The sequence below is a fragment of the Halorubrum sp. Atlit-28R genome, from assembly GCF_003665955.1.
Taxonomy (GTDB): domain Archaea; phylum Halobacteriota; class Halobacteria; order Halobacteriales; family Haloferacaceae; genus Halorubrum; species Halorubrum tropicale.
In genome coordinates this window covers 15189-40834 of sequence record NZ_QPLS01000015.1, presented here as the reverse complement: position 1 = coordinate 40834, position 25646 = coordinate 15189, and the positions used below count along the sequence as shown (strand labels likewise).

At 53.0% G+C, this 25646-nt stretch carries 21 protein-coding genes and 4 pseudogenes; 18 read left to right on the top strand and 7 right to left on the bottom strand.

The window, feature by feature from the left end; translation table 11 throughout:
- The first annotated feature begins 9 nt into the window (after nucleotides 1–9).
- The 3 genes and pseudogenes from DVK06_RS16310 to DVK06_RS16300 form a co-directional block, all read left to right on the top strand.
- Entirely contained in the window at nucleotides 10–786 is a 777-nt protein-coding gene (locus DVK06_RS16310) for a sugar phosphate isomerase/epimerase (RefSeq protein WP_121601062.1), read from the top strand.
- A gap of 109 nt (nucleotides 787–895) precedes the next feature.
- A complete protein-coding gene (locus tag DVK06_RS16305; protein WP_121601061.1) occupies nucleotides 896–1192 on the top strand; it encodes a DUF433 domain-containing protein in 297 nt (98 codons plus the stop codon).
- Nucleotides 1193–1216: 24 nt separating this feature from the next.
- Nucleotides 1217–1681, top strand: a pseudogene (locus DVK06_RS16300) (transposase); the annotation flags it as partial.
- Between the two features lie 374 nt (nucleotides 1682–2055).
- On the opposite strand, the gene DVK06_RS16295 reads toward DVK06_RS16300, so the two are convergent.
- From DVK06_RS16295 to DVK06_RS16275, 4 genes are all read right to left on the bottom strand, one after another.
- On the bottom strand, nucleotides 2056–3090 hold the full coding sequence (locus DVK06_RS16295; protein ID WP_121601086.1) for a transcription initiation factor IIB family protein: 1035 nt from the start codon (nucleotides 3088–3090) through the stop codon (nucleotides 2056–2058).
- Nucleotides 3091–3681: 591 nt separating this feature from the next.
- Nucleotides 3682–5112 carry a Fe-S cluster assembly protein SufB gene (gene sufB, locus DVK06_RS16285; protein ID WP_121601059.1) on the bottom strand — a complete coding sequence of 477 codons (1431 nt, stop codon included), beginning with the start codon at nucleotides 5110–5112 and terminating at the stop codon, nucleotides 3682–3684.
- 150 nt (nucleotides 5113–5262) lie between these two features.
- Entirely contained in the window at nucleotides 5263–6036 is a 774-nt protein-coding gene (locus tag DVK06_RS16280; RefSeq protein ID WP_121601058.1) for an SDR family oxidoreductase, read from the bottom strand.
- Nucleotides 6037–6156: 120 nt separating this feature from the next.
- Nucleotides 6157–6453, bottom strand: coding sequence for a hypothetical protein (locus tag DVK06_RS16275; protein WP_121601057.1), 297 nt, complete (start codon nucleotides 6451–6453; stop codon nucleotides 6157–6159).
- 230 nt (nucleotides 6454–6683) lie between these two features.
- On the opposite strand from DVK06_RS16275, the gene DVK06_RS16270 reads away from it, so the two are divergent.
- Entirely contained in the window at nucleotides 6684–7493 is an 810-nt protein-coding gene (locus DVK06_RS16270; RefSeq protein WP_121601056.1) for a sulfite exporter TauE/SafE family protein, read from the top strand.
- Nucleotides 7494–7596: 103 nt separating this feature from the next.
- Here the strand turns inward: DVK06_RS16270 and DVK06_RS19390 are convergent.
- Nucleotides 7597–7692 (bottom strand): annotated as a pseudogene (locus DVK06_RS19390) (SCO family protein); the annotation flags it as partial.
- A gap of 144 nt (nucleotides 7693–7836) precedes the next feature.
- Between DVK06_RS19390 and DVK06_RS16260 the strand changes: the two are divergent.
- The gene (locus DVK06_RS16260) at nucleotides 7837–8208 is read left to right on the top strand and encodes a helix-turn-helix domain-containing protein (protein WP_121601085.1); all 372 of its coding nucleotides are present in this window, start codon (nucleotides 7837–7839) and stop codon (nucleotides 8206–8208) included.
- Complete coding sequence (locus DVK06_RS16255) at nucleotides 8205–8555, top strand: type II toxin-antitoxin system PemK/MazF family toxin (RefSeq protein WP_121601055.1); 351 nt, start codon at nucleotides 8205–8207, stop codon at nucleotides 8553–8555. Before DVK06_RS16260 ends, DVK06_RS16255 begins: the two co-directional genes overlap by 4 nt.
- 115 nt (nucleotides 8556–8670) lie before the next feature.
- On the opposite strand, the gene DVK06_RS16250 is transcribed toward DVK06_RS16255, so the two are convergent.
- Nucleotides 8671–9483 (bottom strand): PQQ-binding-like beta-propeller repeat protein, encoded by an 813-nt coding sequence (locus DVK06_RS16250; RefSeq protein WP_233561772.1) that lies wholly within the window; start codon nucleotides 9481–9483, stop codon nucleotides 8671–8673.
- A gap of 68 nt (nucleotides 9484–9551) precedes the next feature.
- On the opposite strand from DVK06_RS16250, the gene DVK06_RS16245 reads away from it, so the two are divergent.
- From DVK06_RS16245 to DVK06_RS18505, 10 genes and pseudogenes are all read left to right on the top strand, one after another.
- The gene (locus tag DVK06_RS16245; RefSeq protein ID WP_121601084.1) at nucleotides 9552–10808 is read left to right on the top strand and encodes an RNA-guided endonuclease TnpB family protein; all 1257 of its coding nucleotides are present in this window, start codon (nucleotides 9552–9554) and stop codon (nucleotides 10806–10808) included.
- Between the two features lie 507 nt (nucleotides 10809–11315).
- Nucleotides 11316–12989 carry a transposase gene (locus DVK06_RS19385; protein ID WP_121601054.1) on the top strand — a complete coding sequence of 558 codons (1674 nt, stop codon included), beginning with the start codon at nucleotides 11316–11318 and terminating at the stop codon, nucleotides 12987–12989.
- Nucleotides 12990–13522: 533 nt separating this feature from the next.
- Entirely contained in the window at nucleotides 13523–13846 is a 324-nt protein-coding gene (locus DVK06_RS16230; RefSeq protein WP_199718741.1) for a hypothetical protein, read from the top strand.
- 284 nt (nucleotides 13847–14130) lie between these two features.
- Entirely contained in the window at nucleotides 14131–14625 is a 495-nt protein-coding gene (locus DVK06_RS18525) for a hypothetical protein (RefSeq protein ID WP_147438135.1), read from the top strand.
- Between the two features lie 555 nt (nucleotides 14626–15180).
- A complete protein-coding gene (locus tag DVK06_RS18520) occupies nucleotides 15181–15597 on the top strand; it encodes a hypothetical protein (RefSeq protein ID WP_147438134.1) in 417 nt (138 codons plus the stop codon).
- 590 nt (nucleotides 15598–16187) lie between these two features.
- Nucleotides 16188–17804, top strand: a complete 1617-nt coding sequence (locus DVK06_RS16225; RefSeq protein ID WP_233561770.1) for a transposase — start codon at nucleotides 16188–16190, stop codon at nucleotides 17802–17804.
- Nucleotides 17805–18577: 773 nt separating this feature from the next.
- A complete protein-coding gene (locus DVK06_RS18515) occupies nucleotides 18578–19468 on the top strand; it encodes a hypothetical protein (protein ID WP_147438133.1) in 891 nt (296 codons plus the stop codon).
- A gap of 221 nt (nucleotides 19469–19689) precedes the next feature.
- On the top strand, nucleotides 19690–20079 hold the full coding sequence (locus DVK06_RS18510; RefSeq protein WP_147438132.1) for a hypothetical protein: 390 nt from the start codon (nucleotides 19690–19692) through the stop codon (nucleotides 20077–20079).
- Between the two features lie 372 nt (nucleotides 20080–20451).
- Nucleotides 20452–20772, top strand: a pseudogene (locus tag DVK06_RS16220) (hypothetical protein); the annotation flags it as partial.
- A gap of 44 nt (nucleotides 20773–20816) precedes the next feature.
- Entirely contained in the window at nucleotides 20817–21659 is an 843-nt protein-coding gene (locus DVK06_RS18505) for a hypothetical protein (protein ID WP_147438131.1), read from the top strand.
- A gap of 218 nt (nucleotides 21660–21877) precedes the next feature.
- On the opposite strand, the pseudogene DVK06_RS16215 reads toward DVK06_RS18505, so the two are convergent.
- A pseudogene (locus tag DVK06_RS16215) lies at nucleotides 21878–22220 on the bottom strand (IS5/IS1182 family transposase); the annotation flags it as partial.
- Nucleotides 22221–22413: 193 nt separating this feature from the next.
- Between DVK06_RS16215 and DVK06_RS16210 the strand changes: the two are divergent.
- A complete protein-coding gene (locus DVK06_RS16210) occupies nucleotides 22414–23997 on the top strand; it encodes a transposase (protein ID WP_121601082.1) in 1584 nt (527 codons plus the stop codon).
- 414 nt (nucleotides 23998–24411) lie between these two features.
- On the top strand, nucleotides 24412–25605 hold the full coding sequence (locus DVK06_RS16205) for a tyrosine-type recombinase/integrase (protein WP_158600101.1): 1194 nt from the start codon (nucleotides 24412–24414) through the stop codon (nucleotides 25603–25605).
- Nucleotides 25606–25646: the final 41 nt, after the last annotated feature.

The window sequence follows — 25646 nt, the reverse complement described above, 5'->3', positions numbered from 1 at the left end:
CAAATCAATATGAATCCACGAATCGGTTTCGTCACCGCAGTCGCATCGGAGCTGGAACCGCAGTTGCGCTTCGCCGGGGACGGGGAGTTCGACTACGTCGAGATACTCATGGACGGGCCTCACAGCCACGAGCATCTCACGTCGAATCGCGGGACGATTCGGCAGATACTGGACGATCACGGCCTCGACCTACTCGTTCACCTTCCGTTCCCAACAGACATCGGATCGCCTTACGAGTCCGTCCGCAGCGGTGCCGTCGAAACGCAGTCGGCCTGTATCGATGCCGCGGCCGAACTGGGGGCAGAAAAGGCCGTTCTCCACCCAGAGTCCTCCGCATGGTCAGTCGCGTGGGACGACGCGGAGCTCCGCGAGTACATCGACGAATCAGTCAGCAAACTGAACGCGTACGGTAACTCACGTCACGTCGAAATCTGTGCCGAGAACATATTCGGAAGCCCGTACACTATCGAACACATCGACGGATTGCTCGCCGCGACGGACACTTCGCTGACGCTCGATACGGGCCACGCTCGGGTAACCGGTCACGACCCGACGGAGACAGCCGCGTTCGTCGCTGACCACGCCGACCGCATCTCGCACGTTCACCTGAACGACACCCGTCGGCCGGCGGACGAACACCTCCCGTTCGGTGCCGGGAACCTCGACTTCGGGCCTATCTTCGACGCGTTCCCCACCAACTGGCACGGGACGCTCTCGCTGGAAGTCGGGACGCAGTCGCTTGACTACCTCCGTGAGTCACGCTCTCAGTTGGAGCGGTATCTCTAGAGATCGTTGAGAATGATTGACCGCCGGCGATCGTGCGGGAGAGGTCGAGTAAAGGAAGCGAGGACCGCCGGAGCGATGTTTTATGACTTCTCGGCTGATACGCGCTGGTATGGCACAGTCGTCGGTTCGGATCGTGACCGAGGTTCACGACGAGCCACATATCGAGGGGCGGCGCGTGACCGTCCGGCGGATTCAGGGGCTCGTCGAGGGGGCTGGAAAGTCGGCCGACGAGGTGGCCGACCAGCTCGACCTCGACGTCGCGGACGTGTACGGCGCGCTCCAGCACTACCACAGTCACCCCGACGAGATGGCGGCGGTCGAGCGCCAGCGGGCGGACCGCGAGGCCGCGGCGCGGGAGGCGGGCGTGGTGTCGCTGTCGGAGCTGAACGACGACGAGAGCGCGTAACCGGATGGAGTATCGGGTCCTCGTCGACGAGGGGACGAGAAGGGTCCACATAGGGACACGCATCTACGGACGGTAAAGCAGTTCTCCCCGGAATCTCTCATCGAAGGGTTCCACGAAGCCTCTGGCCGATTATTGTCACTTTTCGGGGCCGAGTCGGGGTTCCATGAACCTGCAACGGTTGCGATCGACATCACGAAGGTACCCTACTATGGCCAAGTCGAAGGAATGCCGATGGTGAGCGGCGATACTGATGGAGAAGGGCTCGTCTTCAAGTACGCGACCCTCACGATCGTCGGACGAAATATTCCCATCATCCTCGAGGTAGAACCCGTTCGCGAGAGTTCTGCGTGGGACGAGAACTCGTCAAATCGGATTCACAGAACGGTACGCCGGCTGATTCAGCGGGCGCGTGAACACGTCAATATTGAGATGGTCCTCTGTGACGCGGAGTTTGATTCGAAACATGTCTTCCAGACGCTGTCGAACCTGAAGGACTTACCATAATCTCGGAGGATAGATTTGATGCGTGCCTTCTATTTTCTACTTAAGTATCTGGAATAATATACTCACTCTAGCTTCTCTTTCTGTTTTTCATTAAATCCGCAGAATGTGTTAGGACTAGGTGAAAACAAGATCGAAACTGTATCGCCGTTGAGGGCTTCTGAAACACACATTTGGAAGAGAAGTAAGGCAGCAGATGTCGTAGGAGGTTGATCTATGCTGTCGACGGCGAAAAATAATTTTCCCGCCTTTTGTGATATCTTGGTCCGGACACAGTTATGCGATCCAACAGAGCAAAACAATCCTTGATCGATACTGTCCAATTCGAACCTACTCAAGCAAAAGTCAACTACTCACTGTGCCTATTCATCCTCGGTATCTGTTGCGGCCAAAATCTCAGGATACCGGTTCCGTATCGTCATCTCGCTCACGTCCGTAGCATGAGCGATATCTGCTTGTCGGAGAGACTCATCGCACTGTTTGGCAGCCGCGTACAGTGCCCCCGCGGCGATGCCTACCGGATGTTTCCCGCTGTGAACACCGTTTTCAACCGCTATTCCGGCGAGACGTCGTGCCTCTTGCTCTGTCGCGTCCGTACACTCCACGTCCGACGCAATCCGCCCGATGAAAGAACGAGGATCTGTTGGTGGAATTTCTAACCCGAGTTCACGTGAGACGTGTCGATATGCCCGCTCAACGCGAATTTGTTCGACGCGGCTCACTGTTGAGACTTCGTCGATGGAGCGTGGGACACCGTTCATGCGACTCGCCGCGTATAGCGCCGCAGTGGCGACGCTTTCAACGGCTCGACCCCTAACGAGTCCGTCCGCAAGTGCGCGACGATAGATGACGCCTGCTGTCTCTCGAGTGCTGTCGGGCACGCCAAGCGCGGAAGCCATGCGATTGATCTCACCGAGTGCATGCATAAGATTCCTATCCGCAGATGAGCGTCGTCGGAAGCGCTCATCCCACTGTCGGAGGCGACGCATCTGTTGTCGCTGTTCTCCTGACAGCGCGTTCCCCTTCGCATCGGTGTCTTGCCACCCAATCACCGTCGATAATCCCTTATCATGTAAGAGGTTCGTGCTCGATGGCCCGACGCGAGAGTCCTGACCACCGGTGCCATCCGGCGTGTACAGTTTGATGTTCGTATCAAGCGTTGCGTCTGAAACGACGAGTCCACAGTCGTCACAGACCGCATCAACGTCATCATCGGCTCGACGAAGTCGTCCGTGACACTCCGGACACGTAGTCTGACTGTGCCGTTCGTCCTCATTCTCCTCCGAAACGGAGTCGGTAACAGACTGTCCGTCGCCGGTTTCGCTTGACGAGGGCACATCAGTACCGTTTTTGCGGGAAACTGTGTCCGGTCGCTCTTGGTTAATGCGCTCGTTCATCACGTGTCATCACCTCTCGTGACCGGGACAGAACAGACGCGTCCCACCGTGTGTCTGGCCAGTACCGTTCATTGTGGGCCCTGAGCCGGCGTCGAGTCGCTGATCCTGATACCGTGCGCGGTGACTCTCGTAGCAACGGCAGATGGAACTGACCACACTGTCTCGGTGGGTACTGTCACTCCGTCGATCGCGAGACAGACGAGTTTCCCTCGTCCCCGCCGCGCCGCAACGACAAATTCAAACCGGCGTGATCGGTCGTCAGTCGCTGTCACGTGGATCGTTGAGAGCCCGTTCACACTCTCCCACGTTGTCGTGTCGACGACCCTGAGGTCGCCCGCAGGAGTGACAGCAGTCGAGCCACAGGCCGGGCAGGACCCCTCATGTGGACTTGCCCCGAGATACCCATAATCGGTGTCACACGCAAAGCAGTGTTCCATGGTCAGAGACTAGTATCGATCCACGATCGTCTCTGCGATGTGTGCCCGACCGGAACATGCTGGACAGGCAACTACGTCACCACCGTCTAACCCGAACACGGTCACAAATTGTTGTGAGACGTGTGCTCCGCAGTGGGCGCACTCAGGCATCGGATTACCCCAGCGAGCCCTCCATTTCGAGTTCGACGAGCCGGTTGAGCTCGACGGCGTACTCGATCGGCAGCTCCTCCGTGATCGGCTCGATGAAGCCCGAGACGATCATCTGCTTGGCGTCGTCGTCGTCGAGCCCGCGCGACTGGAGGTAGAAGATGTCCTCGTCGCCGATCTTGCCGACGGTCGCCTCGTGGGCGACGTCGACCTTCGACTCGTTGATCTCCATGTACGGCATCGTGTCCGACGTCGACTCGTTGTCGAACATCAGCGCGTCGCACTCGACGGCCGTCGAGGAGTTCTCGGCGCCGTCCGCGATGTGGACGAGGCCGCGGTAGTTGGTGCGACCGCCGTCCTTCGCGATCGACTTCGACTCGACGGTGGACTTCGTGTTCGGCGCGTTGTGGTACACCTTCGCGCCGGTGTCGATGTCCTGGCCCTCGCCCGCGAAGGCGATGGTGATGTGGTTGTCGGAGGCGCCGCGCCCCTTCAGGATCGTCGAGGGGTACAGCATCGTCGCCTTCGACCCCATCGACCCCGAAATCCACTCCATGCGCCCGCCCTTCTCGGCGATGGCGCGCTTCGTGTTCAGGTTGTACGTGTTCTTCGACCAGTTCTGCACGGTCGAGTACTGGACGTGGGCGTCCTCGCCGACAAACACTTCCACGCCGCCACAGTGGAGATTGAACTTCGAGTACTTCGGCGCTGAACAGCCCTCGATGTAGTGAACTTCCGAGCCCTCCTCGGCGATGATGAGCGTGTGCTCAAACTGGCCCATGCCCTCGGAGTTCATCCGGAAGTACGCCTGTACGGGCATGTCGACGGTGGTGTTTTCAGGGACGTAGACGAATGAGCCGCCCGACCAGATGGCGCCGTGAAGCGCCGCGAACTTGTTGTCGCTCGGGGGGACGCACTTCGTCATGAAGTGCTCGCGGACGAGCTCCTCGTGTTCTTGGACGGCCTCATCCATGTTACAGAAGATGACGCCCTTCTCCTCCCAGCGCTCCTGCATGTTCTGGTAGACGACCTCCGACTCGTACTGGGCGCCGACGCCCGAGAGCGCGTTCTTCTCGGCCTCCGGGATGCCCAGCTTGTCGAAGGTGTCTTTGATGTCGTCTGGAAGTTCGGTCCAGTCGTCGACGCCGGCACGGACGTCGACGTCGGGTCGGATGTACGGAACGATCTCGTCGACGTCGACCTCGCTCAAATCCGGCTGTCCGGGCCAGTCGGTCGGCATCGGCATCTCCTGGAACTGCTCGAGCGCGCGCAGGCGGCGCTCTAACATCCACTCCGGCTCGTCTTTGTCCTTTGAGATGACGCGGACTGTCTCTTCGGTGAGACCCTTGTCGGTCTTGAAGGCAGACTTCTCCTCCTTCTTGAACTCGAAGCGGGCCTCGGTGTTCGTCTCTTTGAGGTCGTCTTGTTTTGAACTCATCAAAGTATTCTTTAGAGACTGCGAATATAAATGTGGTGAGCTGAAGCGCTCGTTAGTAACTTATACTGGTTTCTTTGAGAAAGTTAGATAACCTTATGACATTTAATTCGGTTGCTCTAATTAATAGAATTTAATACATAAAGGAATAATTTACTGTGTATTCGCCATTCCGCCGTCAACGATGAGCGATTCACCATTCACGTAGTCCGAGAGATCACTTGCGAGGTACAGCGCTGTATCTGCGACGTCTTCAGGCTGGCCCGCTCGCCGGGACGGAATCGACTGAAGGAAGTCTTCTTCAGCATCTGTACCCATAATCGGATAGTCCTCAGTCGTCATCGTCGTCTCGATCAGTCCCGGATGGATAGCGTTCACTCGAACGCCGTCGGGTCCCAACTTCGCCGCCATCGCATATGTGAGTAGTCGTACGGCACCCTTTGTCCCACAATACGTGATGAACTCCCCTGAACCCTCGAGACCGGCGACCGAGGAGATGTTGATGATCCGCCCGCCACCAGCTTTGACCATCCGTTTCGCCGCCGCTTGCGCGCCAAAATAGACCCCTTTGACGTTGATGTCCATCATCCGATCAAACGCATCTTCGTCGACTTCGAGAAACTCCTCATCATGGAAGATCCCCGCGTTGTTCACCATCACGGTGACACCACCGAACTCCTCGGCAGCCTCAACCGCAGTCTCAAGATTGCCAACGTTCGTGACATCACACTCGACGAACGTTGCCCTCACCTCCGTTTCGGCCTCGATCAGTTCGTGGGTTGGATCTCCTCCCTCGCGAGGAGACTCCTGGATGTCAGCGATAACGATGTCTGCCCCTTCGGAAGCGAACCGGCGGGCAATAGCGCGTCCATTTCCGCTGGAGCCACCGGTAATGACTGCCACGTTGTCTGTGAGTAATGTGGGCATACCTCATGATCTATGGTGAGTGAGAAGATAGTTATATCGCGCTTGTGCGGTTGGAACACCATATCGTGAGCCTAATTGATAGAGCTGACGAGTGGGATACTGTGATAATTCGAATCAGAATCACTCATTAGCGAGAACGACTTGACAGCACTCGATCGCTGCTTCGATGTGGCGGTCGGCGACCACGTCGCCCGTTTCGTCAGCCGACTCAAGCAGTGTCGCAACTTGGCGGACCCGTTTCCGTCTGGTTTGCGTGTCAAGACCGTCACTGGTCGCATCGCGGGCGACGGCTTCAGCCTCTCCGAGCCATCGGTTCGTCGCTGGCGGAACTGGGCGGTCTGCGGTCGCAGTTAGATGAGTCGCCAGTGCGTTGACCGCAACCCGCGGTTCGGTTGGGATGTCGATTTCGTCCGTCATCGTCGGTGTATTGGCACCCACTGTGAAGAATTGTTGCGGCAAGCTACACTCCAGATGCTTGCGAACGTCTCCAGCCGAGCACGACCTCTTCTTCGCCTATTTTGACATCCTCCCCGCGCTGAAGCGCGAGGATTTCTCCTCGATTCTCCGTAACACCTCCACGGTATCTGTCTGGGCTCGTTCGAGAGATACACCAGACGACACAAATCCGTACGCAACCGAGAACGACTATGATCGAGTCGCTCTTCCGGATTGATATCGTCCTTTTCGTTCTCATCGGCGTGCTGGGCGGCGCACACTGTATCGGGATGTGTGGGCCGTTGGTGACGATGTACTCGAAGCAGATGAACCCACAGCCAGACGGCGGGACGGTGACAGCCAACGACGGGCGGGCCGGTCATCTCACGACCTACGAAGTTCGCCAGCACTTCCTGTTCAACGTCGGCCGGGCGACAACGTACGCGATTCTCGGGGCCGTCTTCGGCGCGCTCGGAAGCGTCGTGTTCGTCACCGCTGAACAGCTGACACCGATCGCCGACCTCCTGCGAGGTGTTGTCGGTCTTGCGGTCGGAGGGTTCATTGTGGCGACGGGCGTTCGATACGTGATTGGAGGAAGCGGAGGCGATATTCGAATACCCGGCGTCCAGCGCGTTACGTCGTGGCTCGCAACGAGAGTCCATCGGCACGTCAACAGTCCGAGTATTGTCGGGCTGGGAGCCGTCCACGCGTTTCTTCCCTGTCCGATGCTGTACCCCGCGTATCTGTTCGCCTTCGCGAGCGGCTCCCCGACCACCGGGGGAATCGCTCTCGGCGCCCTCGGCATTGGGACGATTCCAGCCGTCTTCCTCTATGGGACGATTATCCAGTCGATTGATGTCGCCCACCGGCGTCGTGTTCACCGGCTGCTCGGCGTGGTGTTCGTCGTGCTGGGGTACGTGCTGCTCGCGCACGGGCTGATGGCGCTCGGTGTTCACCTCCCGCATCCGATGCTCCCGCATTACCAACCCCTCGGCGGCGGGATGGGACATATGGGGCATTGACCGAGACCGACTCTCCTCCGGCGCGCTCGACACGCAAGGGGGTCTCTCCGGTGTCACCACGCCCGGGAAACGACGAAGACGATCTGCCGGTGCCCGGGAGCGATCACGCGGTGGTCACTCGTTTGAGGTCGTCGACGAGCTGCTCGATGTCGGTTCGCGGGCCTCGTGGGTACGCCCGCTCGATGATTCCCTGCTTATTAGCAGAATCAGTAGTTGAGACTGGCTGTCTCAATGCATACGGCTCCGATCGGCTTTGTAGCCATAGTCGAAGTAACTCCTTCGGGGTTTTCGTAGCTTTCACACCTAACACTCTTTGCAGTGGATGACGCACCTCCATTCAACGATGTCCATCGACCGGGATACCTTCGAGAACACGAGCGAGGACGAACTCGAGGAACTTTCCGTCCCGGATCAGGTCCTCGGATTTCTCGCTGCCAACGATGATCGCGCGTTCAAGGCCCGCGAAATCGCCTCTCAGATCGGTCTCGATGAGGGCGCGGTCAGCACCGCGCTCTCGAGACTGAAGGACCGGGATCTCGTCGAACACAAAGCGACGTACTGGGCGATAACCGACGATACAGAGCGACTCGACGGATACAACGGGTACGAACGAGCGACCGCCCTGTTCAACCAGCGACTCGGTACAGAGGACAAGGAGTTGTGGCGTGAACACGCACCCGAGGAACCGCATCCGAGTGTCGAGGACGAACAGTGACTGACGAAGAGAGACCGATTTTCGAGCGTGGCGACGTCGTCTACGGGGATGATCCGTTCAAAGGCGAGGAAGATGCTCGGCCCTGGCTCATTCTCTCGAATCATGAAGGCCGTCCGTTTCACGGCGAGCAGTATATTGCGCTCACGTTGACGTCGAAATCCTGGATGGACGGCCTGATCGACATTCCCGAAGAGAAATGGCTGCGTGGTGGGACGCCCGACGAGAGTCGAATTGTCCCATGGGGCGTCCAATCGATCGACCACGAGGATATCGACTTCTGGCAAGGACAGGTGGAGAGCGAACTTGTCGACGAAGCGGTCGCTGCCCTCGCCGAAGAGTTGCAGTAGCTGATCTGTACGAGACCAACCGGAATCGACAGGCATAGCAGGACGGGTGCCTCGGGGCTTGACCCCGAGGATGAAGGCTTGCTAACGCTGTTGTCTGTTACTGTCGTATCTCGCGTTATGATGGCTGAGTGAGAGCGTATAGAGTACCGGTGGTTGTTTGTGCAAACACTTGCTCGTCACCGGCACCGAGGAGAAATGTCTCACTGGAAATCGTCGTCTGAGCTTGCTCAAATGAAGAGAGTCTATCGACCCATGTGACCCGTCCGGCATCTGTTCCGACAATGAACCTGTCCAAGGTCGAGATTGTTTGTGTTACGGGCGTCTCAAAGCGTCTCTCATAGCGTTCCGTGCCGTTCTGAAGTGAGAGCTCATATAATGTCCCAAAAGTTCCAGAAGGTGCTTGCGCTGTCGACTCTGCAACTAAAAGAGACGATTCAGTTTTGTGGAACCCTTGGACTCGGGCATCCATTCCAAATGACGATCGCCACTGGAGCTGGCGGGTTGTCCGATCAAGTGCGGCGACGTTACCGTCTGCTCCAACATATACATGAGTATCGACAGGAAGAGGGCCGACAGTTGTTGACGGCCAGTTTTCCGGCTGCCACGCCCACAGAAGTGTTCCGTTACTGGGTGAGAGTGCGACGACGCCTCCTTGGTTGCCGAAGTAGACCGCCGTATCATCAGCTGCAAGTTGATCGTCTGGTGCGGCAATCACAGTGAAGTCGATTCCATCGATCGACGAGTGCTCCCAGCGAAGTGTTCCATCACTCGTCTCAAGTGCTGCAAGGGAGCCGTTCGCCGCGTAGAGGGTTTCATCCGAAACAGTGAGCGCTGAAGCGAGGTTATAAAGAGCAAGGAGAATACCCGCGTCTTTAGGCGCGGGATGAATCCGATAATCTGACTGATAATCCACCAACGCCACTCCCACTGGATATTCAACGCCGGTCGTTGGTTTTAATACGTATATTCTCATAACTGGTTATGTACCGCAGAACGATGCTGGGGACAACCCGCACCTACGTCGCACGCATCACGAACCACCGACAGGTTCGTGACGACCTCGACCAGTGCGGGTTCTCCGCATCCAAACTGTGGAACGTCGGTCGCTACTACATCCAAGGCAGGTGGGAAGAAGACGGTAAGATACCCGACGAAGCCGAACTGAAGTCGGAGTTAAAAGACCACGAACGCTACAGTGACCTACATTCTCAGTCAAGTCAGCGAGTTCTCGAAGAACTTGCTGAGGCGTTCACGGGCTGGTACAATTCCGACGATGGCAACAACCCACCCGGCTACCGGAAACGTGGCGACGACCACCCGCGCTCCACCGTAACGTGGAAAAAGCGAGCCATCAAGCACGACACAAAGCACGGCCAACTTCGCCTCTCGAAAGGCTTCAACATGAAAGAGTCGCGGTCGGACTTCATCCTCGCAGAGTACGAGACACGGCCCGACGTGACCGTGGAGAACATCCAGCAAGTCAGAGCCGTGTGGAACGGCGACGTGTGGGAACTACATCTCGTCTGCAACAAAGAAATTCCGGTCGAAGACGCACCGGGTGACAACACGGCGGGTATCGATCTCGGTATCAGCAATTATCTCGCCATCGACTACGAAAACGGTGCGAGCGAACTGTATCCGGGGAACGTGCTGAAAGAGGACAAGCACTACTTCACCCGCGAGGAGTACCAGACCGAAGGCGAGAACGGCCCGTCACGTCGTGCACTCCGTGCCCGGCAGAATCTCTCCCGTCGCAAAGACCACTTCCTCCACACACTCTCAAAACACATCGTTGAGCGATGTGTCGAAGAAGGCGTGGAGAAGATAGCGGTTGGTGACCTCAGCGATATCCGCGAAGATGAAAACGGCGATTCGCGGAACTGGGGTGGGTCGGGGAACAAGAAACTCCACGGATGGGAGTTTGACCGGTTCGCCCGTCTCCTCGAATACAAGGCCGAGGAACACGGTATCCTCGTTGACCGAGTGGACGAGGGAAACACGAGCAAGACGTGTTCGTGTTGCGGGCAGATTCGGGATAGCAACCGCGTGGAGCGCGGTCTGTACGTCTGTTCGTCGTGCGAGACGACGATGAACGCGGACGTGAACGGTGCGGTGAATATCCGCAGAAGGATAACTCAGAGTCCCCCGACCGGGGATATGAGTAACGGCTGTTTGGCACAGCCCGGAGTCTTCCTGTTCGACCGCGAGAGCGGGTCGTTCAACACGGGAGAACAGGGAGTCTGTAAACCCTAATATCCCAACACTCGGGATTCCCGCGTCTTCAGGCGCGGGAGGATGTCAATAGTTCTAGATCAATATCCCATTGTCGTGTCCCGTCTGTTGCATCAAAAACTGCGAGCTGGCTATTCCCAGATTGACTGCTATGATACCCACCAACTGCAAGCCATCCGTTCGTTACACAGGGTGGGGACAGTGGTGTTGGTTCGGGAACTGATGCGGTCCATTGCGTCCCATCTGGCGATTGTGAAAGAATGGTTCCCGAGCAGCCAGCGAGAACACCTGCCAAGAGCGTACCACTAGTGGCGAGGAACGAACGGCGGGAGGGCATACAGAAATCCACCCACCCGAATCATATAGACATTCTGGAAGCTATATCCAGAACCCACTCTGTTCTCACTCTACATCTAACGATTAGCTGCATCAGTCTTGTTCGCGACTGAGAAATCCAATAGAGCTACTGAAACCACTATACAGGTCAGTTAGACGGACTCTTGGGCATGTCCTGGCTATCTATTCGTAGTGGTCGCGACTCGCGAGTCTCGATGCAGTGTCTTTCGACGAATCGCACACCACCAGCACGTCGAGTGGCCCACATATGACTCGACGCCGCTGTACGATCGAACCTCGCTCGCCGGGTTAGAATCGGACGTTCGAGTCGTCTCGAGTGCCTGGATTACGCACCCTGATCATGACTCACTCGAACAGTTGGTCTGCTCGATTCCTTTGGCCTACTTCCGCTTCGAGGCCCACGACTGCTATGGAAGTTCCACACGCTACGAGATGGATACCCTCTTTCGCGTGTTCGTGCTGAAAGAACTCCACGGATGGCAGCACGAAACATCTCTCGTCGAGTACCTCGATAGCCACCCCGGACTCTGCGGACGCCTAGAGTTGGGGATGGTGCCCAATCAATCGACACTGTGGCGCAGCTGGAACGAGCGCTTCACGCGAGATCTCCGCGAGACGGTCCAGAAAGCGGCTCGAACGATCCTCATCAAAGCGCAAAACGCGGATGTCGCCGTACCACGCAAACCAGAACAAAGTTCCCGTCAAGGCCACGACGCCGCTGAATCGAACCCTGACGACCAGGCCATCCTAAACAAGACAGGGACGATTACCAAGCACGTCAGTCGCGTCGCGTTCCCCGCGTTCTCGCTCAACCGTGGCGGGGGCTGTGAGATTCCCGAGAACGCCTACTGGGGCTTACAGACCTACTTAGGACTCCGTGAGAACTTGGCCGCCAACGAGGGTGCTCGCAGCTTCATCCACGAGTCGACGCGTGATCGAACACCACTTGGGCATGGTCATCGCGACCAGATTCGTGATCTCCCTATCGAGCAGATTCGCGAGATGTACCGACAGGCAATCCGGCAACTCATCAACGAGCTCGCGGAGACGGAGAGGTTCTTTCGCGCAGGCATCGTTGCCATCGACATCACCGAGGACGATCCCTTCACGGGCGATAGGACGGACCACGAGGACGAGATTATCGGGACGAAGGAGAAGACCGACGAGTACGCCTACCCGTGGGCGACAGTCCAGTTGGTCGGCAACGCTGTCCCGCTCGTCCTTGATGCCCGCCCGGTACGGAAAGGCGAGTCACGACTAGAACTCGTGGAGGATTTGCTGGATTCGGCTGAAGAGCTCGTTCACGTCGATAACGTGCTGATGGACCGGGAGTTCGATAGCCAGCACGTCCTGGAGATGATTAGCCAGCGCGGGCTCTCATACGTCGTCCCGAAACGGATGCAGACCAGCGAGAAAGCCCAGGCCAAGCGGTTGCTCCAGCGTGAACAGGACCGATATGAGACCGACCGGAAGCTCCATCTCGGCAGGAACGAGTGGCACGAGACGACGCTGATCTATCGACGAAAAGAAGACTCCGAGCATGACGATCACCGGCAGTACTCGGTGTTCATGACGAATTGCGGGAGTGGTCACCTCACGGAGTACGGCTATCGCTGGGAGATCGAGAGTGGGTACAGGTCGATCAAACGGTTCATGGCTGCCACCACCTCAAAGGATTTCGGGCTACGGTTCTTCTACTTCGCGTTCGCGTGTCTCCTGTACTCGATTTGGCGAGCTGTCGATTTGCTCGTCCAGGTCGAGTTGACGGGTGAGTACGAACACTCACCCATTGTAACGGCCGACAATACGCTCACGCTGCTGAAGAAGGAGACCGGAATCGGATAGAGAGATACTCTGTCCGGGGCAATACGGATTCCTGAGTGGCAACGCTGCCGGGGATCTTGGAAATTCACCGCTCCAGTTAGTAGTACGACACGAGAAGACTCTCGAGAGTAGATCCGAACCAGCTTCACCTCGAAAATTCGCCCGAAACCACACATCACAGGCCCGCTAAACCCACTGTAGTCTCAACTTCACAATCTCGGAGGTTGTGTTTGATGCGTGCCTTATTTTCATATCTATTGGAACAGATTATTTGTTGAGAGCATGTGCGTATTGATCGCCGTCGTCATCAACTAGTGACCGAGTGAAAGCAGCGACAGAAACAAAGCTTGAAATCCGACTATATTTGCCAGAATTACCAATTTTAGATACAATATTAATCCTCGATAGATTGAGGCCAATCAATACCGTTCCAGCATTTACTGTTGGGATCTGTTAAACCCCTCTTCTTTAAGTATATTCTCACCTGAAACAGCCGGTTGATGAGAGCTGCGAAAAGAACAAACTGTTTCTCCTCGGAATATAACCCTTTCAACGTGATTGATCAGGAGTTGCGGAGGAACCTCTGTAGGGTGGGAATCATCGTTGTTGCTTTCTTCGGAGCGATTTTTGTTTCCGTCTTCCTCAATTCGTATGCCCTCAGCGGCCTCTTCTCGTTAGTCGCCGTCGCTGGTGTGTTCCTGCTCTTGGAGCTACAGAAAGCGTACTCGATCACTATGATCGTCGTTGGAGTTCTCGCACTTACGTTCGCCGTTCTCGGTTATCTGAATCTCGGTCTCGTAAATATGCCCGTTCTGTATGCCCTCCTCGCAGTACTGGGAATCGTTCGTGGCGGTCAGGCGTATCGAGCAACGGAATAACGGTATAGACCGCTCAGAGCGACCGGTCGAGATTATGAACGAGACAAGCGATAGTGAGTTCCCGAAACTGTTTCCACCACCATCTCCTCTGCGCTGGCCTTGCTGGTACTGCTTTGTTGTAATTGAGTTCGATAGAGTCCTATTTTAAATTAGGAGCTAGCCCGGACTACTTAGTCCTGTACGCAGTTTATAATATTATAACTACAGACTATCACATAATAACGCAATTAATATAAATGTACCCGCAAAAAGTTTAATAATAAACACGTTAATCTGTTCATGGGATGTCAAATAAAGTCCCCAGACGCAAATTGTTGGCCACAACAGGTGTAGCGCTCGGAAGTGGACTCACCGTTGGAACCACGCGGGTCAGCGCTGATAGCTGTGAGCAACCCGACTGGTTAGAAAATGGATCCAAAGATGATTACGATGAGGCAGATGTAGCTGAATCGGATACTGATGAGGCTGGTTGGATCCACGCGGCAAATTATTTCGTTGGTGCATACGAAAATGCGAGCAACGAACTAATGTTTGAATGTGCTACGTCAGTCGCAGGCTTTGACAACTGTGGCGATTCTGCCAATGATGCGTACCTTAGTGGTCATGGAACAAAGATAGACGTAGACAATGGTACCCTCTACGCAAATCAGGACATCGACAGTATTGGTGTGTGGCCTGGTAATCCCGAGGATAACCCCGACACATCGCTCGCGGGTGATTTGGCTTGGACAGCTGCCAAGGGTGCTCTCGGGTTAATTAATCCGCAGGTAGGTGCTTGAGTACTTGCTGCTGATCTTGTCGCAACGGCGGTATTCTCTGATCAATTTAGTGGCAGTGATGGAAATAATTCCGAGTACTATGCTTGGGGCTATTCAGGTGGCTTTTGGGAAGAACCTAGTTTCAACCAACTGGGTCACGTTCTGGACTTCTATGTTGAACCGGATGATAGCCCGGGTCAGACGAAAGCCGCTGATGTTAGTTTTGAACACTACGTAGCATCTGGTGACAAGAACTATTTCGATTCGTTCCAGAATCCTACGTTTGAAACGGAAAAGACATACAACTATGAATATTATGACTTCACGAGTACATCTGGTACCGGGACGAGACTGGATGAAGATGAAATTGAAAAGAAGGGATTCCCCAGCAGTTTCGCAGAAAAACGACCCGTGCGTCGCCTACCAATGGAAAACGCGACAATGACTGTCGAAGAAAGAGAAAATTAACTTAGGCAGTTAGTGTTTAGTGTAGTTATTTTATCAATTATTAATTACTGTAATTTATAACTTAATATCCACCATAAATTTTATTTTTACATCGATGTTTAAACTTCTATGGAATTTCAAACACGCCGGGGAGTCCTCGGGGGTGTAGCAATCGCACTAACTTCTGGTTGTATCTCAGATAGTGAGTCGCATGTCGAAATCCAAGAAATAGAGATCGTTAATATGCGAAATGAGCCCGTAGAAGTTACAGTACTGGGAAAAAATGAGAGTAATGATGTACTATATGAAAATTCGTACGAGTTTGATCCTATTCAGGGTGGCTCAACCGATGGGGTGAACCTGAATAGTGATTGGTTGAGAACGGAGGGTGAAGTGGTAATCACTATATCCGCTAATACAATTGATGAAAGAGCCATTTCTACGGCAGATCTCTCCCAAGATTATGACAGCTCTACATGTGTCTCCGTATTTTGTACAATTGACACTAATGGACTAAATATCTATTACAGCGAGCAAGATTGCTAGGTAGTAAATCCTGACAAACGTTGGATCTTTTCGACTTTACTGAAACCATTAGGGATCTACATGTTCGTTCTGTAATCCCACCAGCTGAGGCCGCTCCCGAAGTCACAAATTCTCCGGTTTATTGGGAAAAATATATTCTTCAGACATTTTCTCGCCTGAAACAGTCGGTCGATGAGAACTGCTTATAAAACGGATATTTCGTGTCTGACGTTGGTGATGAGAAGGGGGTCGCTGCTAGCGCGGTGAAGACCTCCGAAGCCCCAGCCGGTACAGCACCACAGCCTCACGCCTCCCAAGCCTCGTCGCTGGCGCGTGCTGTCTCGCGCCCTTCGGGTGCTCGCAGGCACGCGCCACCGAACTGTGGATCGGTCGTCTCTCTTCTGGCACTGACCGCAATTAGGTTAGAATTATATCTAACAAGAGTATCAACAGAGTAGTCCAACCTGTTATGTTTCGTATTGACCGTGAGTAAGGTAGACCATCGTATTCGGTAATTCACTTATGGCAACCACTTGGTTTCTGAGAAGAAATTTTAAACAAAATCCCGACTTTCAGTAGCTTCATCAGTAAGAGATCGATAAATGTTACACATGGTGGACTGGAGATCCGTGAAAGAATCGAGCCCGCTCTCCGATGCATACCTCGTCTCCGAGAAGCTTTTCAACGGGCTTTGGGCTGGCGCTCCTCTCGATCCCATTCTCACAAGACTTGAGGGACCGTTCGAGAAGCTCGAAGACGAATATCCGGAATGGCATCCAAACTCTCATTCGTTTCAGGGGATGCTCAAGCTATTCCTCTACCGCGAGATCTCCGGGTGGAGCTATCGGCGAATCAGCCGCCATCCCGAGCTGGCAGAGGTATTCGGACTTGAGAATATACCGTCCCAGTCCGCCATGTCACGGACTTGGGAGAACCGATTCAACGAAACAACTCAGGAGTTCATCACCGCTGCTGCACATCGACTCATTCGCGCTGTTCATGACTTCGAAATTATCACGCCGAAGGTCCGATCACCAGTAGAAATCGAAGACGACGAGCCGACAATTAGGGAAGATAACGAACAGAGCTCCCAATTCAAAGGGAGTGAGATACATCAGACAACGCGGCTCGCTCGCTCGTACGGATTTGATTCATTTGACTCTGGACGAGCAAGGAATACGCAATACGACGACACGCAGTTCTTCGAACTCCAGACATACATGGGGATGACTGGCTGCGGAAGCGCCCAAGGTGCGTCTCGGTTCCAGCGGCGAACAGGGGACGAGAAGGGTCCACACGGGGACACGCATCTACGGACGGTAAAGCAGTTCTCTACGGAATCTCTCATCGAAGGGTTCCACGATGCCTCTGGACAACTACTGTCACTTCTCGGGGCCGAGTCCGGATTCCGGGAACCCGCAACGGTTGCGATCGACATCACAAAAGTTCCCTACTATGGTCAAGTTGAAGGAATGCCGATGGTGAGCGGCGATACTGATGGTGAAGGTCATGTGTTCAAGTACGCGACGCTCACGATCGTCGGACGAAACATTCCCTTCATCCTCGAGGTAGAACCCGTTCGCGAGAGTTCTGCGTGGGACGAGAATCCGTCAAATCGGATTCACAGAACGGTACGTCGGCTTATTCAGCGGGCGCGTGAACACGTCAATATCGAGATGGTCCTCTGTGACGCGGAGTTCGATTCAAAACATGTCTTCCAGACGCTGTCGAACCTAAATGTGGACTACCTCATCCCGACGCGAGTCAATGCGCCTGAAAAGGAGGCCATTGAACGAATGAATGATGACGGGCAGGAGGTCGCTGTTGAGAAGAGCAGTGTCCATCTCAAGAATGGCTCCCACTCGATGCGATTCCTGTACGTTCCAGCAAAGAACAGCGATGGGACAAGTGTGTTCGCAACGAACGTAAACGTCGGTCCAGCTGAGGCAAAGTCGCTCAGTCGGAGATACAGCTCGCGCTGGCAGATTGAGAGTGAATACAAATCGATCAAACACGAGTTCCTCGCTAAGACATCTTCCAAGGACTACCGCGTCAGGTTGTTCTACTTCGTGTTCGGTGCGTTGTTGCACAATATTTGGCGGATGACGGATTTCCTGTTGAAGGCAGAAGTCGGTGGGATCGAGGACGGAGTTTTCGATCGCCCTCCAGTTCTGACAGCCGGAGAGACAACGGAGCTGGTCTCGTCGGCACTTCTCCCGTACGGGTAGTGCTTAACTGAGAACCAGATTCTCGTGGCGGCTATGAGTGGCAACGCCGTCACTTCAGGCACAATTTCGGTCGTTTCTCCGGTTACTCTCCAGATCTTCTTGGAGATCTCAGACTGCCAGTAAGTGAATTGCTTTGAGAGCCTTTCTTTAGGTCCTTCAATCCCGGAAAACAGTCCATTTCTGGCCATCCTCCGAAACGGTGGAACTTCCCACAACCTCGGAGGGTGGATTTGATGCGTGCCTTCTGTTCGTCCGAAGATAGTGTGAAAAGGGAGCAGTCATGCGGTTCTCATTTTATATCAGCAAGAAAACTTTTCTGAGTAACATACTGCGTGGCTGTTTACTAATCACCGGACGCAAGCCGTCCATCCGCAGTATGCGTGAAAATAAGCCACGCATCAGATCCCAAACTCCGAAACTCTGGAGGACCACAACCTCGGAGGATGTACCTGATGCGTTCTTTATTCCTACAACTTTTTATGGAATTATTTATTGAGAGCGTGTCTGTATTAATCATCACCTTCATCAACTTCCAAATTACCAATGAAAAAATAATTGAATGTTAATAAAATACTGGCCATAGTTAAGCACATGTAGTTTTAATAATTTATACAGGTGCTCTGATTTAACCAACGCCGAGTCAACGAGTTTGACTTACTCCCCCTGATTACGAAGACGGTGTGAATGTATTCTTGTTGAATAAACTTACGCCACACTTGTGATGGGGTTGAATCATCATAAAATATATATTCATTTACTCTAATATGGGTCTAATGAAATTTGATATTGTGGAGACACTGCATCAACCCGAATACACCGGAGAGAATCGATGTGGACCGTGTACCGCACTAAATCTTGTCATGGCAATATTTTTCAGCTTGGTTTTGGGTCAGATATCCCGTGCTGCTGGATTCTCATTCTTTACAATATCGCTTACTTTAATTTATCTTCGTGGATACTTAGTACCCGGAACCCCCACTTTGACGAAGCGCTATCTTCCGTCAACTGTACTTCGATGGTTCGGTAAGGAACCAAAGATAGACACTCGAAGTGGTCTCAACTCAGCCAGCGCAATTTCAACCAACGGTTCGAGCAAGCCAACCACAGAGCCCTCGAACAAAAAGACAATTGATTCAATTGAAGAATTTAATGTTCATGACTATTACCTTACTGAGGGAATTCTTGAGCCCTGTGACGATCACGACGACCTCTGTCTTGTCGATGAATTCAGAATGGCATGGAACGACGAGATGGTTAAGTTAGCTGCCAGAGATCTTAACGCGAATAATGTGGTTTCAACCCTCGGAATCAAGATTAACGCTGAATCATGTGAAATTCAGCAGTACGAAGACGAGTGGTCACTTGTTGCTGACACTCAAACAATTGGCCGGTGGCCGTCTCAGAAGGCACTTATCGCAGACATTGGGGCTAGCCGTGTACTGGACAGGTGGTCAAAATCTTGGGATGAGCTTCAACCGGTACATAAAGGACAAATCCTTAACAGTCTCAGACTATTTCTCAATCAGTGCCCAGGAACCGACAAATCAGTGAATGTTACTCAGGAAACTGTAGAGTCCTGCTGTTCGTCCCATGATATCGTTAAGGTTTCTTGTGATGAAACAGGTGAACGCCTTTTTGAGCGGCGATCGAACAATTTTAGTTGAGAATAATACTGATAAATTCTTGTTTCACTATATGCAAATAGAAACGACGAATTATTTCAGAGATGATCTCTCAATCTACGCTAAATGGCATTATGTACAAGAATTTGATAAACATTCAAAACCCTATATCCGTGAAAATTATCATGATTCTAAATTCCAGATATGTAAAAATAGGGACAGATACGTTAATTATATAAACCAGAAGTTATCTATCTGTGGTTATGAAAAAAACTAGCCTCATCGGGATTACTGTAGGATCAATATTCGGAATAGCATTGGAACAAGTCATTGGACCCTCAGCGTGGGCCATTGGTGGAGGTATTACTGGTGGTATTATAGGATTTTCAAGTGTTGACCTTGCAGCATCAGTATTATATAGTGGTAAAGCGGCCATGGTGACGGCTTTAGTGTTTGCACTAATCTTTGGATTTGGACCAAGTATAACAAGTGTATTAAGAACTGGTAATATTATGATAATATCACAAGGTATCGGGCCATTTCTTTCAATTATTATTATTTATGGGATTGGCTGCCCAGTAGTAGCTTCGATTACAGGTCTACTAGCTTATACCACCCAAGAACATGTCGAGTTCATTCATGACGGGAACTAAAATACACTATTGATGATCTCGAAATTAATGACATGTGGAACGGAATAGTATTATATAAGATATCACAGGATAAGACGCTGAGCAACTTACCCCTCAAACGTATAATGACCATGGGCATTACCTAGTTAACCTAGTTTGTGAGGTGAGCAGTTTGATTGTTGTGGACTATTGTAATATCTATGCGCAAATAGGTACGTCCCACAAAGACTCTAGACACTACAGATCTTAAATGCTAGGAATATTTACAGGGTTATCGGCATTTCCTAGTTCTTTTGCTATATGTATTCACACAAAACTCGGGTATTAATTCAGAAAATTAATAGAAGTTCTCTCATAATGTGGGATATAACGCTTTCATCAAACGGCCTGTAGTCCGTCGTTGCCTACAACGGCTTCAAAGACGGTCACGCCGAGTACGATATCGCCGCACATACCGTTGAATATTTCGTTCATTACCGCGGCTCGTCAGCCAACGCAGCTGCGAACAACTCTCAACCGAGCAAATGGCTACTCTCAGCTGTGAAAGGCCGAAACTTCGTACTCAACAGCGAGAGGCTCGATCGGTGATGTCGTGCGAGCGCTGGGCTGCTATCGGTAGTTCGGTGGGATCGTCTTGATATTACCATTATCAATCTAGAACCCTTGGTAAACCGTTGTAACCGTAGCTCAGTATCTATTCAACACAGCAAATAAGATAGATCTCAACACAAAACTGGTACCCGATGTGGGTTGTTTGTATGACTGGAGGTGAACAAGATAAAACTATCCAAAACACCATTAGTTTTATTATTCCACAGAGGAGAGATAAAGCCATGGCAGACAATAACAATCGTGAAAGAATAAACCGGCGAGAACTGATCCAAAACACTGGAAAAGGCCTGATGGCAGGAGGGCTTATTAGTTCGGGCTCTGTCACGGCGAAGTCCACTCCCGAACCATCTAACAGTCAGCAAACAGTTGAAAGAGCTAAGGATTTAGCGAACAGATTTTCTGATCCTGAAGTTGCGAGGTCGGCGGTACAGGAACACGCAGAAGGGACGCTTCGAGGAATTCAAAAAGATGCCCACATTCCAGATGGCGCTCAGATTGAACCAACCGATATAGACCCGTTAGATACTGATTCATTTACGAGTGTGAATGGTGGAACTATAGTGAGAGGTCATGTTGAAGAGAGGGGTGTTTCAGCTGAGATTACCCATACTAATCCAGTTACAGATGGGGTATTAACGATAATAGTCCGACCCCAATTTAGTGAATCATACGCTGTATATAGGAAATCCGATAAAGCAACATTCATCATAGAATCATCTGATAACGATTTTACTACCCGTACAAGTAAATTATATGATAAAAACGACGACTCTATTCCTGAGCCCGAACCAGAGAGTGGGTGTGTAGTGGGGTCAGCATGTCGGATTTTTGCTGATGGAGGACGGAACTTAATCACAGAACTATATTGTTGTTATGACAATCAAGGGAATTGTTACGACTGCTACTGGGGAGGAGCGACCGATCCTTGTGCAACCGAATGCGATATAAATTCAGCATGTTATAATGATTGTTACTGCGGTGATTGTTAGCTTATATAAAACCATCGGCCATATTGAAATCTGCTGTATATGATAATTTTTGGCTCGGTGCCGGTCAATATGAAAAACAGTCGGTGAGCCGCTCAACATACGTAGTTGACGACGCGAATGGGATGAGAACCGACTCGAATGGAATGAGGGTGCTTCTTATCCTCATAGTGGTTGGAGCGCTGGCGACAGGAATTTGGAAGTTCGTTGCCAGCGATCTCGTGACTGCGGTCAAATCCTGACGCATCAACTCCAACAACTCTGTTTGTCAAGAGTAGCTTCGCTGAGAGACTCGATATAACACGCCACACAGCCATATTAAGTCGATTGAACGGCTGACTGAGCGTTGGTGGCATAGGAGGCTCAGATAAGCCAAGGGTTCGATGGATGCGTGGCACCCCAGTCAGTTCGTCAAGCAGGCCACAATAGGTCGTGTTCTTTCACACTTTGAAACGTCAGCAAAACGTGCTGCGCAAGTGTATAGCGGTGTTTGGAGAATTTCGAGGAGTACCGAGAGACAGCTCAGCGTGCCAGATGGATCGCCTTCTCAGTAAAACGAAGAATCTACGACTTCGGGAGGGCGCTCATCTCGTAGAATTACAGGATAAAAATGAAACTCATTGAGAATTTCGCCAGAGCTAGGTCATTCTATCTCAATTGCGACAGATTACAGCAAAACCATAGAGCGATATTTTCAATCCCCTTAGCAAACCACATGAACAGGTCCCGTAGTTCACAACCCGCTGAAAACTCTCAACTGGGCTCTTTATGCGAAGCGTACCAGCTGGGGATTAGTCTCCGAAACAAGTTCAAAGAAACCGATATAGTCACCGCGTTCGAGAACCTTGATCACGCGATAGACGCGATTGAAGACGGGTATCCAGCGTGGCATCCTGCGCCACTCTCCTTTCGCGCGATGATTCTCTCATTCGTGTTCATGGAGATCACCGGGGATTCGTACGCTGACTTCACTCGACGACTCACCCGGCAACCGGAAGTGGCGACTATCCTCGGTTTCAGCCGAGTGCCCGACGAATCGGCGTTCTCCCGGGCATGGCGGAACCGGTTCGACGACGCGACCCACGAATACGTCCATGCTGCCGCCGACTTTGTTGTTAAAGAGGTCCACGATCGCAACATCTCAGCGCCGGAGGTTCGGCCAAAAGCAGAGATCGTCGAGGATACTGAGAAAGCCGCAGACGCAACAGAGGACGGCTCTTTCTCACAGAACGAGATCATTCAGACGACGCGCCTCGCGCGTGATCACGCCTTTGGACACTTCGACTCTGATCGGGCGTCGAACGCCTCGTACGAGGACACGCAATTTTTCGAGTTACAGACGTTCATGGGGATGGTTCGGTGCGGAACCGCGCAGGGAGCGACTCGCTTCCAGTACCGTCGTGGTGAAGAGTATGGACCCCACGGCGACACCCATCTCCGCGCTGTCAAACAGTTCAATCCTGAAGGGCTAATAAACGGCTTCAACGAGAGCATAGACCACTTGCTCTCCGTGATCGCCTCGGAAGCATCCTTTCGGAGACCAGTTACCGCTGCGATCGACATCACGACCATCCCCTATTACGGGGATGTCGAAAGGATGCCGATGGTCAGTGGAACGAAAGACAGAGACGGTCGAGCGTTCAAATTTGCGACGCTTTCGATCATTGGACGGAACATCCCACTCGTTCTTGCCGTGGAACCGGTTCGAGAAAGTTCTGAATGGGACGACAACCCGTCGAATCAGATCCATCGAACTGTTCGGCGACTCGTTCGACGAGCAAAAAAACACGTTCCGATCGAGACAGTACTCTGTGACCGAGAGTTTGACTCGATACAAGTGTTCCAGACGCTCTCAAACCTCGATGTGAACTACCTCATTCCGAAGCGGGTCTCCAGCTCCGAACGGGAGGTGTTTGACCAAATGGACAAAGACGACCAGGACGTAGCTGTGGAGTCAGCCTCTGTCCACGTGGAATCTGGATCGCATCCAATGCGACTCCTGTACGTACCGTCGACGAGTGGAGAGGAAACGACCGTCTTCGCGACGAATCTACGAGTCGGTCCCGAGGAAGCCGAGTCGTTCTGTCAGCGCTACAGCCGCCGGTGGCAGATCGAGAGTGAGTACAAATCGATCAAAGGTGACTTTCTCGCCAAGACCTCCTCGAAAGACTACCGTGTTCGCCTGTTCTACTTCGTGTTCGCGGTACTTTTGTACAATATTTGGCGGCTCACCGACTTTCTACTGAAAGCGGGTGTCGACGGTGAGATGGACTACGCACCCGTACTTACCGCAGGTGAGTGTGTGGAACTCGTTGCCTCGGCGTTGATCCCGCACGACTGATCGGCTGAACCCCGCTGAGTCTGCCGATCGTGAGTGATAACACTGTTCAGCAGCGCCAAAATCTACGCAATTTCGCATGTTCACCCGATAGATACGATCAAGAGGGCCCTAAATCGGTATCTGATCGGTGAGAAACACCACGACTTGGTGACAATTTGACCCAACACTGTCCTATCCTCCGAAACTGTGCAACTTCCGCACCCTATATTCTGTATAGCGACATATGATATACAACACGGGGAATCTAGCCTATTTGGCCGTAATCAGCCGCTAGACGGGTGATTGGGGCGATATTGAAAATTTTGCTATCCACTTTGGATTAGTCGAGTAGTCACAAGTAGATTTTTGAGGGTCGCCGCCGTCGGTGAAGCTGAATCGATGGCACCGCCAGCTGATGGCCCGCAACCCAGGGAAATGACCGGCGATACAGCACTCGACGAGCCGCTGCCTGATTTCCTCGACGCTAAGGCGAAGACGATCGAAGAAACAGATTCGCCTGAAGACGGGATCCACCGCTCAGGGAACTACGTTCAAGCGCTCGAACGCGTCGTCCCGGACTGGATTGAATGGATGGACAGTCGCGGGGTAACCACCCTGGAAGCGCTCGACAGCCGGCACCTCGCCCGATATGCTGGTCATCTCGCCCGGCGCGTGAACGCTCGACGGGCGAACGGTGATGCCGAGGGGATCACACCCGCTACTGCGTGGAACTACTACTCGCTCGTCTCTGCGTATCTCCACTATTGCCAGCAGTGGGAGTATATCGCAGAGAATCCGGCAGACACCGACCGGGCGAAAGACGAAATGCCTGACCGCCCCACGACGGATTCCGGTCAACAGCAGTTTTGGTCTGAGCAACAGCGTGAGGCCATTGTCTCGTACGTCGACGAACGAGCACACGACGCCATTGATTCGGATCCTCGGAGTCAAGAGGCACTCACAGCTGCCCGTGACCGGGCGCTTGTCTACGTTCTCGGATTTTCAGGTGTCCGTGGCGCTGAGATTCTGGCTGCCAGTCGCGATGACCGACGGACAGGGATTACGTGGGCGGATATCGATACTGACCAGGAAATCCTGACGGTGCTTGGAAAGAGCCAGAAAGTCGAGAAGGCACCGTTAACTGACCGTCCTGTCAGGGCTCTCAGCCGCTGGCAGACGCTCTTAGACCCGCCTGCCGAGACGTGGCCCGTGTTCCCTTCGTTCCACCTTGCCTCATTGCGAGAGGCCGCACGGAGCCAGCTTCAGGACCGTGGAGTCGATACTGAGACGATTGACACAGTCACCAGCCTCAGCACGGCTGATCTCGCCGATGCCTTCCGCGAGCGAGACCTTACGCCACCGGCGTTAACCACTGAGGGCGGTCGGTACACGCTTAAGAAGCTCTCTCAAGAAGCTGCAGTGGATTGTTCAGCCGATTCAAAAGACTATCTGACGCTCCATGGCGCCCGCCGCGGTGTTGGGGAGGCATACTACGACGAGGCAGGATTCAGTGACGCACAACGCGCCCTCCGACACGAGGATCCGTCGACGACGTCGAAGATGTACGCTCACAAGGAAGCTAGCGAACTGTCCGACGTCGGCAGCGAGATCTTCTCATCTGAAGAGTAGTGTTCGTCTTGCCGTCTAGCGATCAGCCGGAGAATGAATAA

What these genes read in the sequence shown, in the direction of transcription:
- DVK06_RS16275 (WP_121601057.1), bottom strand. Translation starts at nt 6,453, where the DNA reads ATGACGGACGAAATCGACATCCCAACCGAACCGCGGGTTGCGGTCAAC.
- DVK06_RS16270 (WP_121601056.1), top strand. Translation starts at nt 6,684, where the DNA reads ATGATCGAGTCGCTCTTCCGGATTGATATCGTCCTTTTCGTTCTCATC.
- DVK06_RS16260 (WP_121601085.1), top strand. Translation starts at nt 7,837, where the DNA reads ATGTCCATCGACCGGGATACCTTCGAGAACACGAGCGAGGACGAACTC.
- DVK06_RS18505 (WP_147438131.1), top strand. Translation starts at nt 20,817, where the DNA reads ATGACTGGAGGTGAACAAGATAAAACTATCCAAAACACCATTAGTTTT.
- sufB (WP_121601059.1), bottom strand. Translation starts at nt 5,112, where the DNA reads ATGAGTTCAAAACAAGACGACCTCAAAGAGACGAACACCGAGGCCCGC.
- DVK06_RS18525 (WP_147438135.1), top strand. Translation starts at nt 14,131, where the DNA reads ATGTCAAATAAAGTCCCCAGACGCAAATTGTTGGCCACAACAGGTGTA.
- DVK06_RS16295 (WP_121601086.1), bottom strand. Translation starts at nt 3,090, where the DNA reads ATGAACGAGCGCATTAACCAAGAGCGACCGGACACAGTTTCCCGCAAA.
- DVK06_RS18515 (WP_147438133.1), top strand. Translation starts at nt 18,578, where the DNA reads ATGAAATTTGATATTGTGGAGACACTGCATCAACCCGAATACACCGGA.
- DVK06_RS18510 (WP_147438132.1), top strand. Translation starts at nt 19,690, where the DNA reads ATGAAAAAAACTAGCCTCATCGGGATTACTGTAGGATCAATATTCGGA.
- DVK06_RS16305 (WP_121601061.1), top strand. Translation starts at nt 896, where the DNA reads ATGGCACAGTCGTCGGTTCGGATCGTGACCGAGGTTCACGACGAGCCA.
- DVK06_RS16245 (WP_121601084.1), top strand. Translation starts at nt 9,552, where the DNA reads ATGCTGGGGACAACCCGCACCTACGTCGCACGCATCACGAACCACCGA.
- DVK06_RS16280 (WP_121601058.1), bottom strand. Translation starts at nt 6,036, where the DNA reads ATGCCCACATTACTCACAGACAACGTGGCAGTCATTACCGGTGGCTCC.
- DVK06_RS16225 (WP_233561770.1), top strand. Translation starts at nt 16,188, where the DNA reads ATGGTGGACTGGAGATCCGTGAAAGAATCGAGCCCGCTCTCCGATGCA.
- DVK06_RS18520 (WP_147438134.1), top strand. Translation starts at nt 15,181, where the DNA reads ATGGAATTTCAAACACGCCGGGGAGTCCTCGGGGGTGTAGCAATCGCA.
- DVK06_RS16205 (WP_158600101.1), top strand. Translation starts at nt 24,412, where the DNA reads ATGACCGGCGATACAGCACTCGACGAGCCGCTGCCTGATTTCCTCGAC.
- DVK06_RS16310 (WP_121601062.1), top strand. Translation starts at nt 10, where the DNA reads ATGAATCCACGAATCGGTTTCGTCACCGCAGTCGCATCGGAGCTGGAA.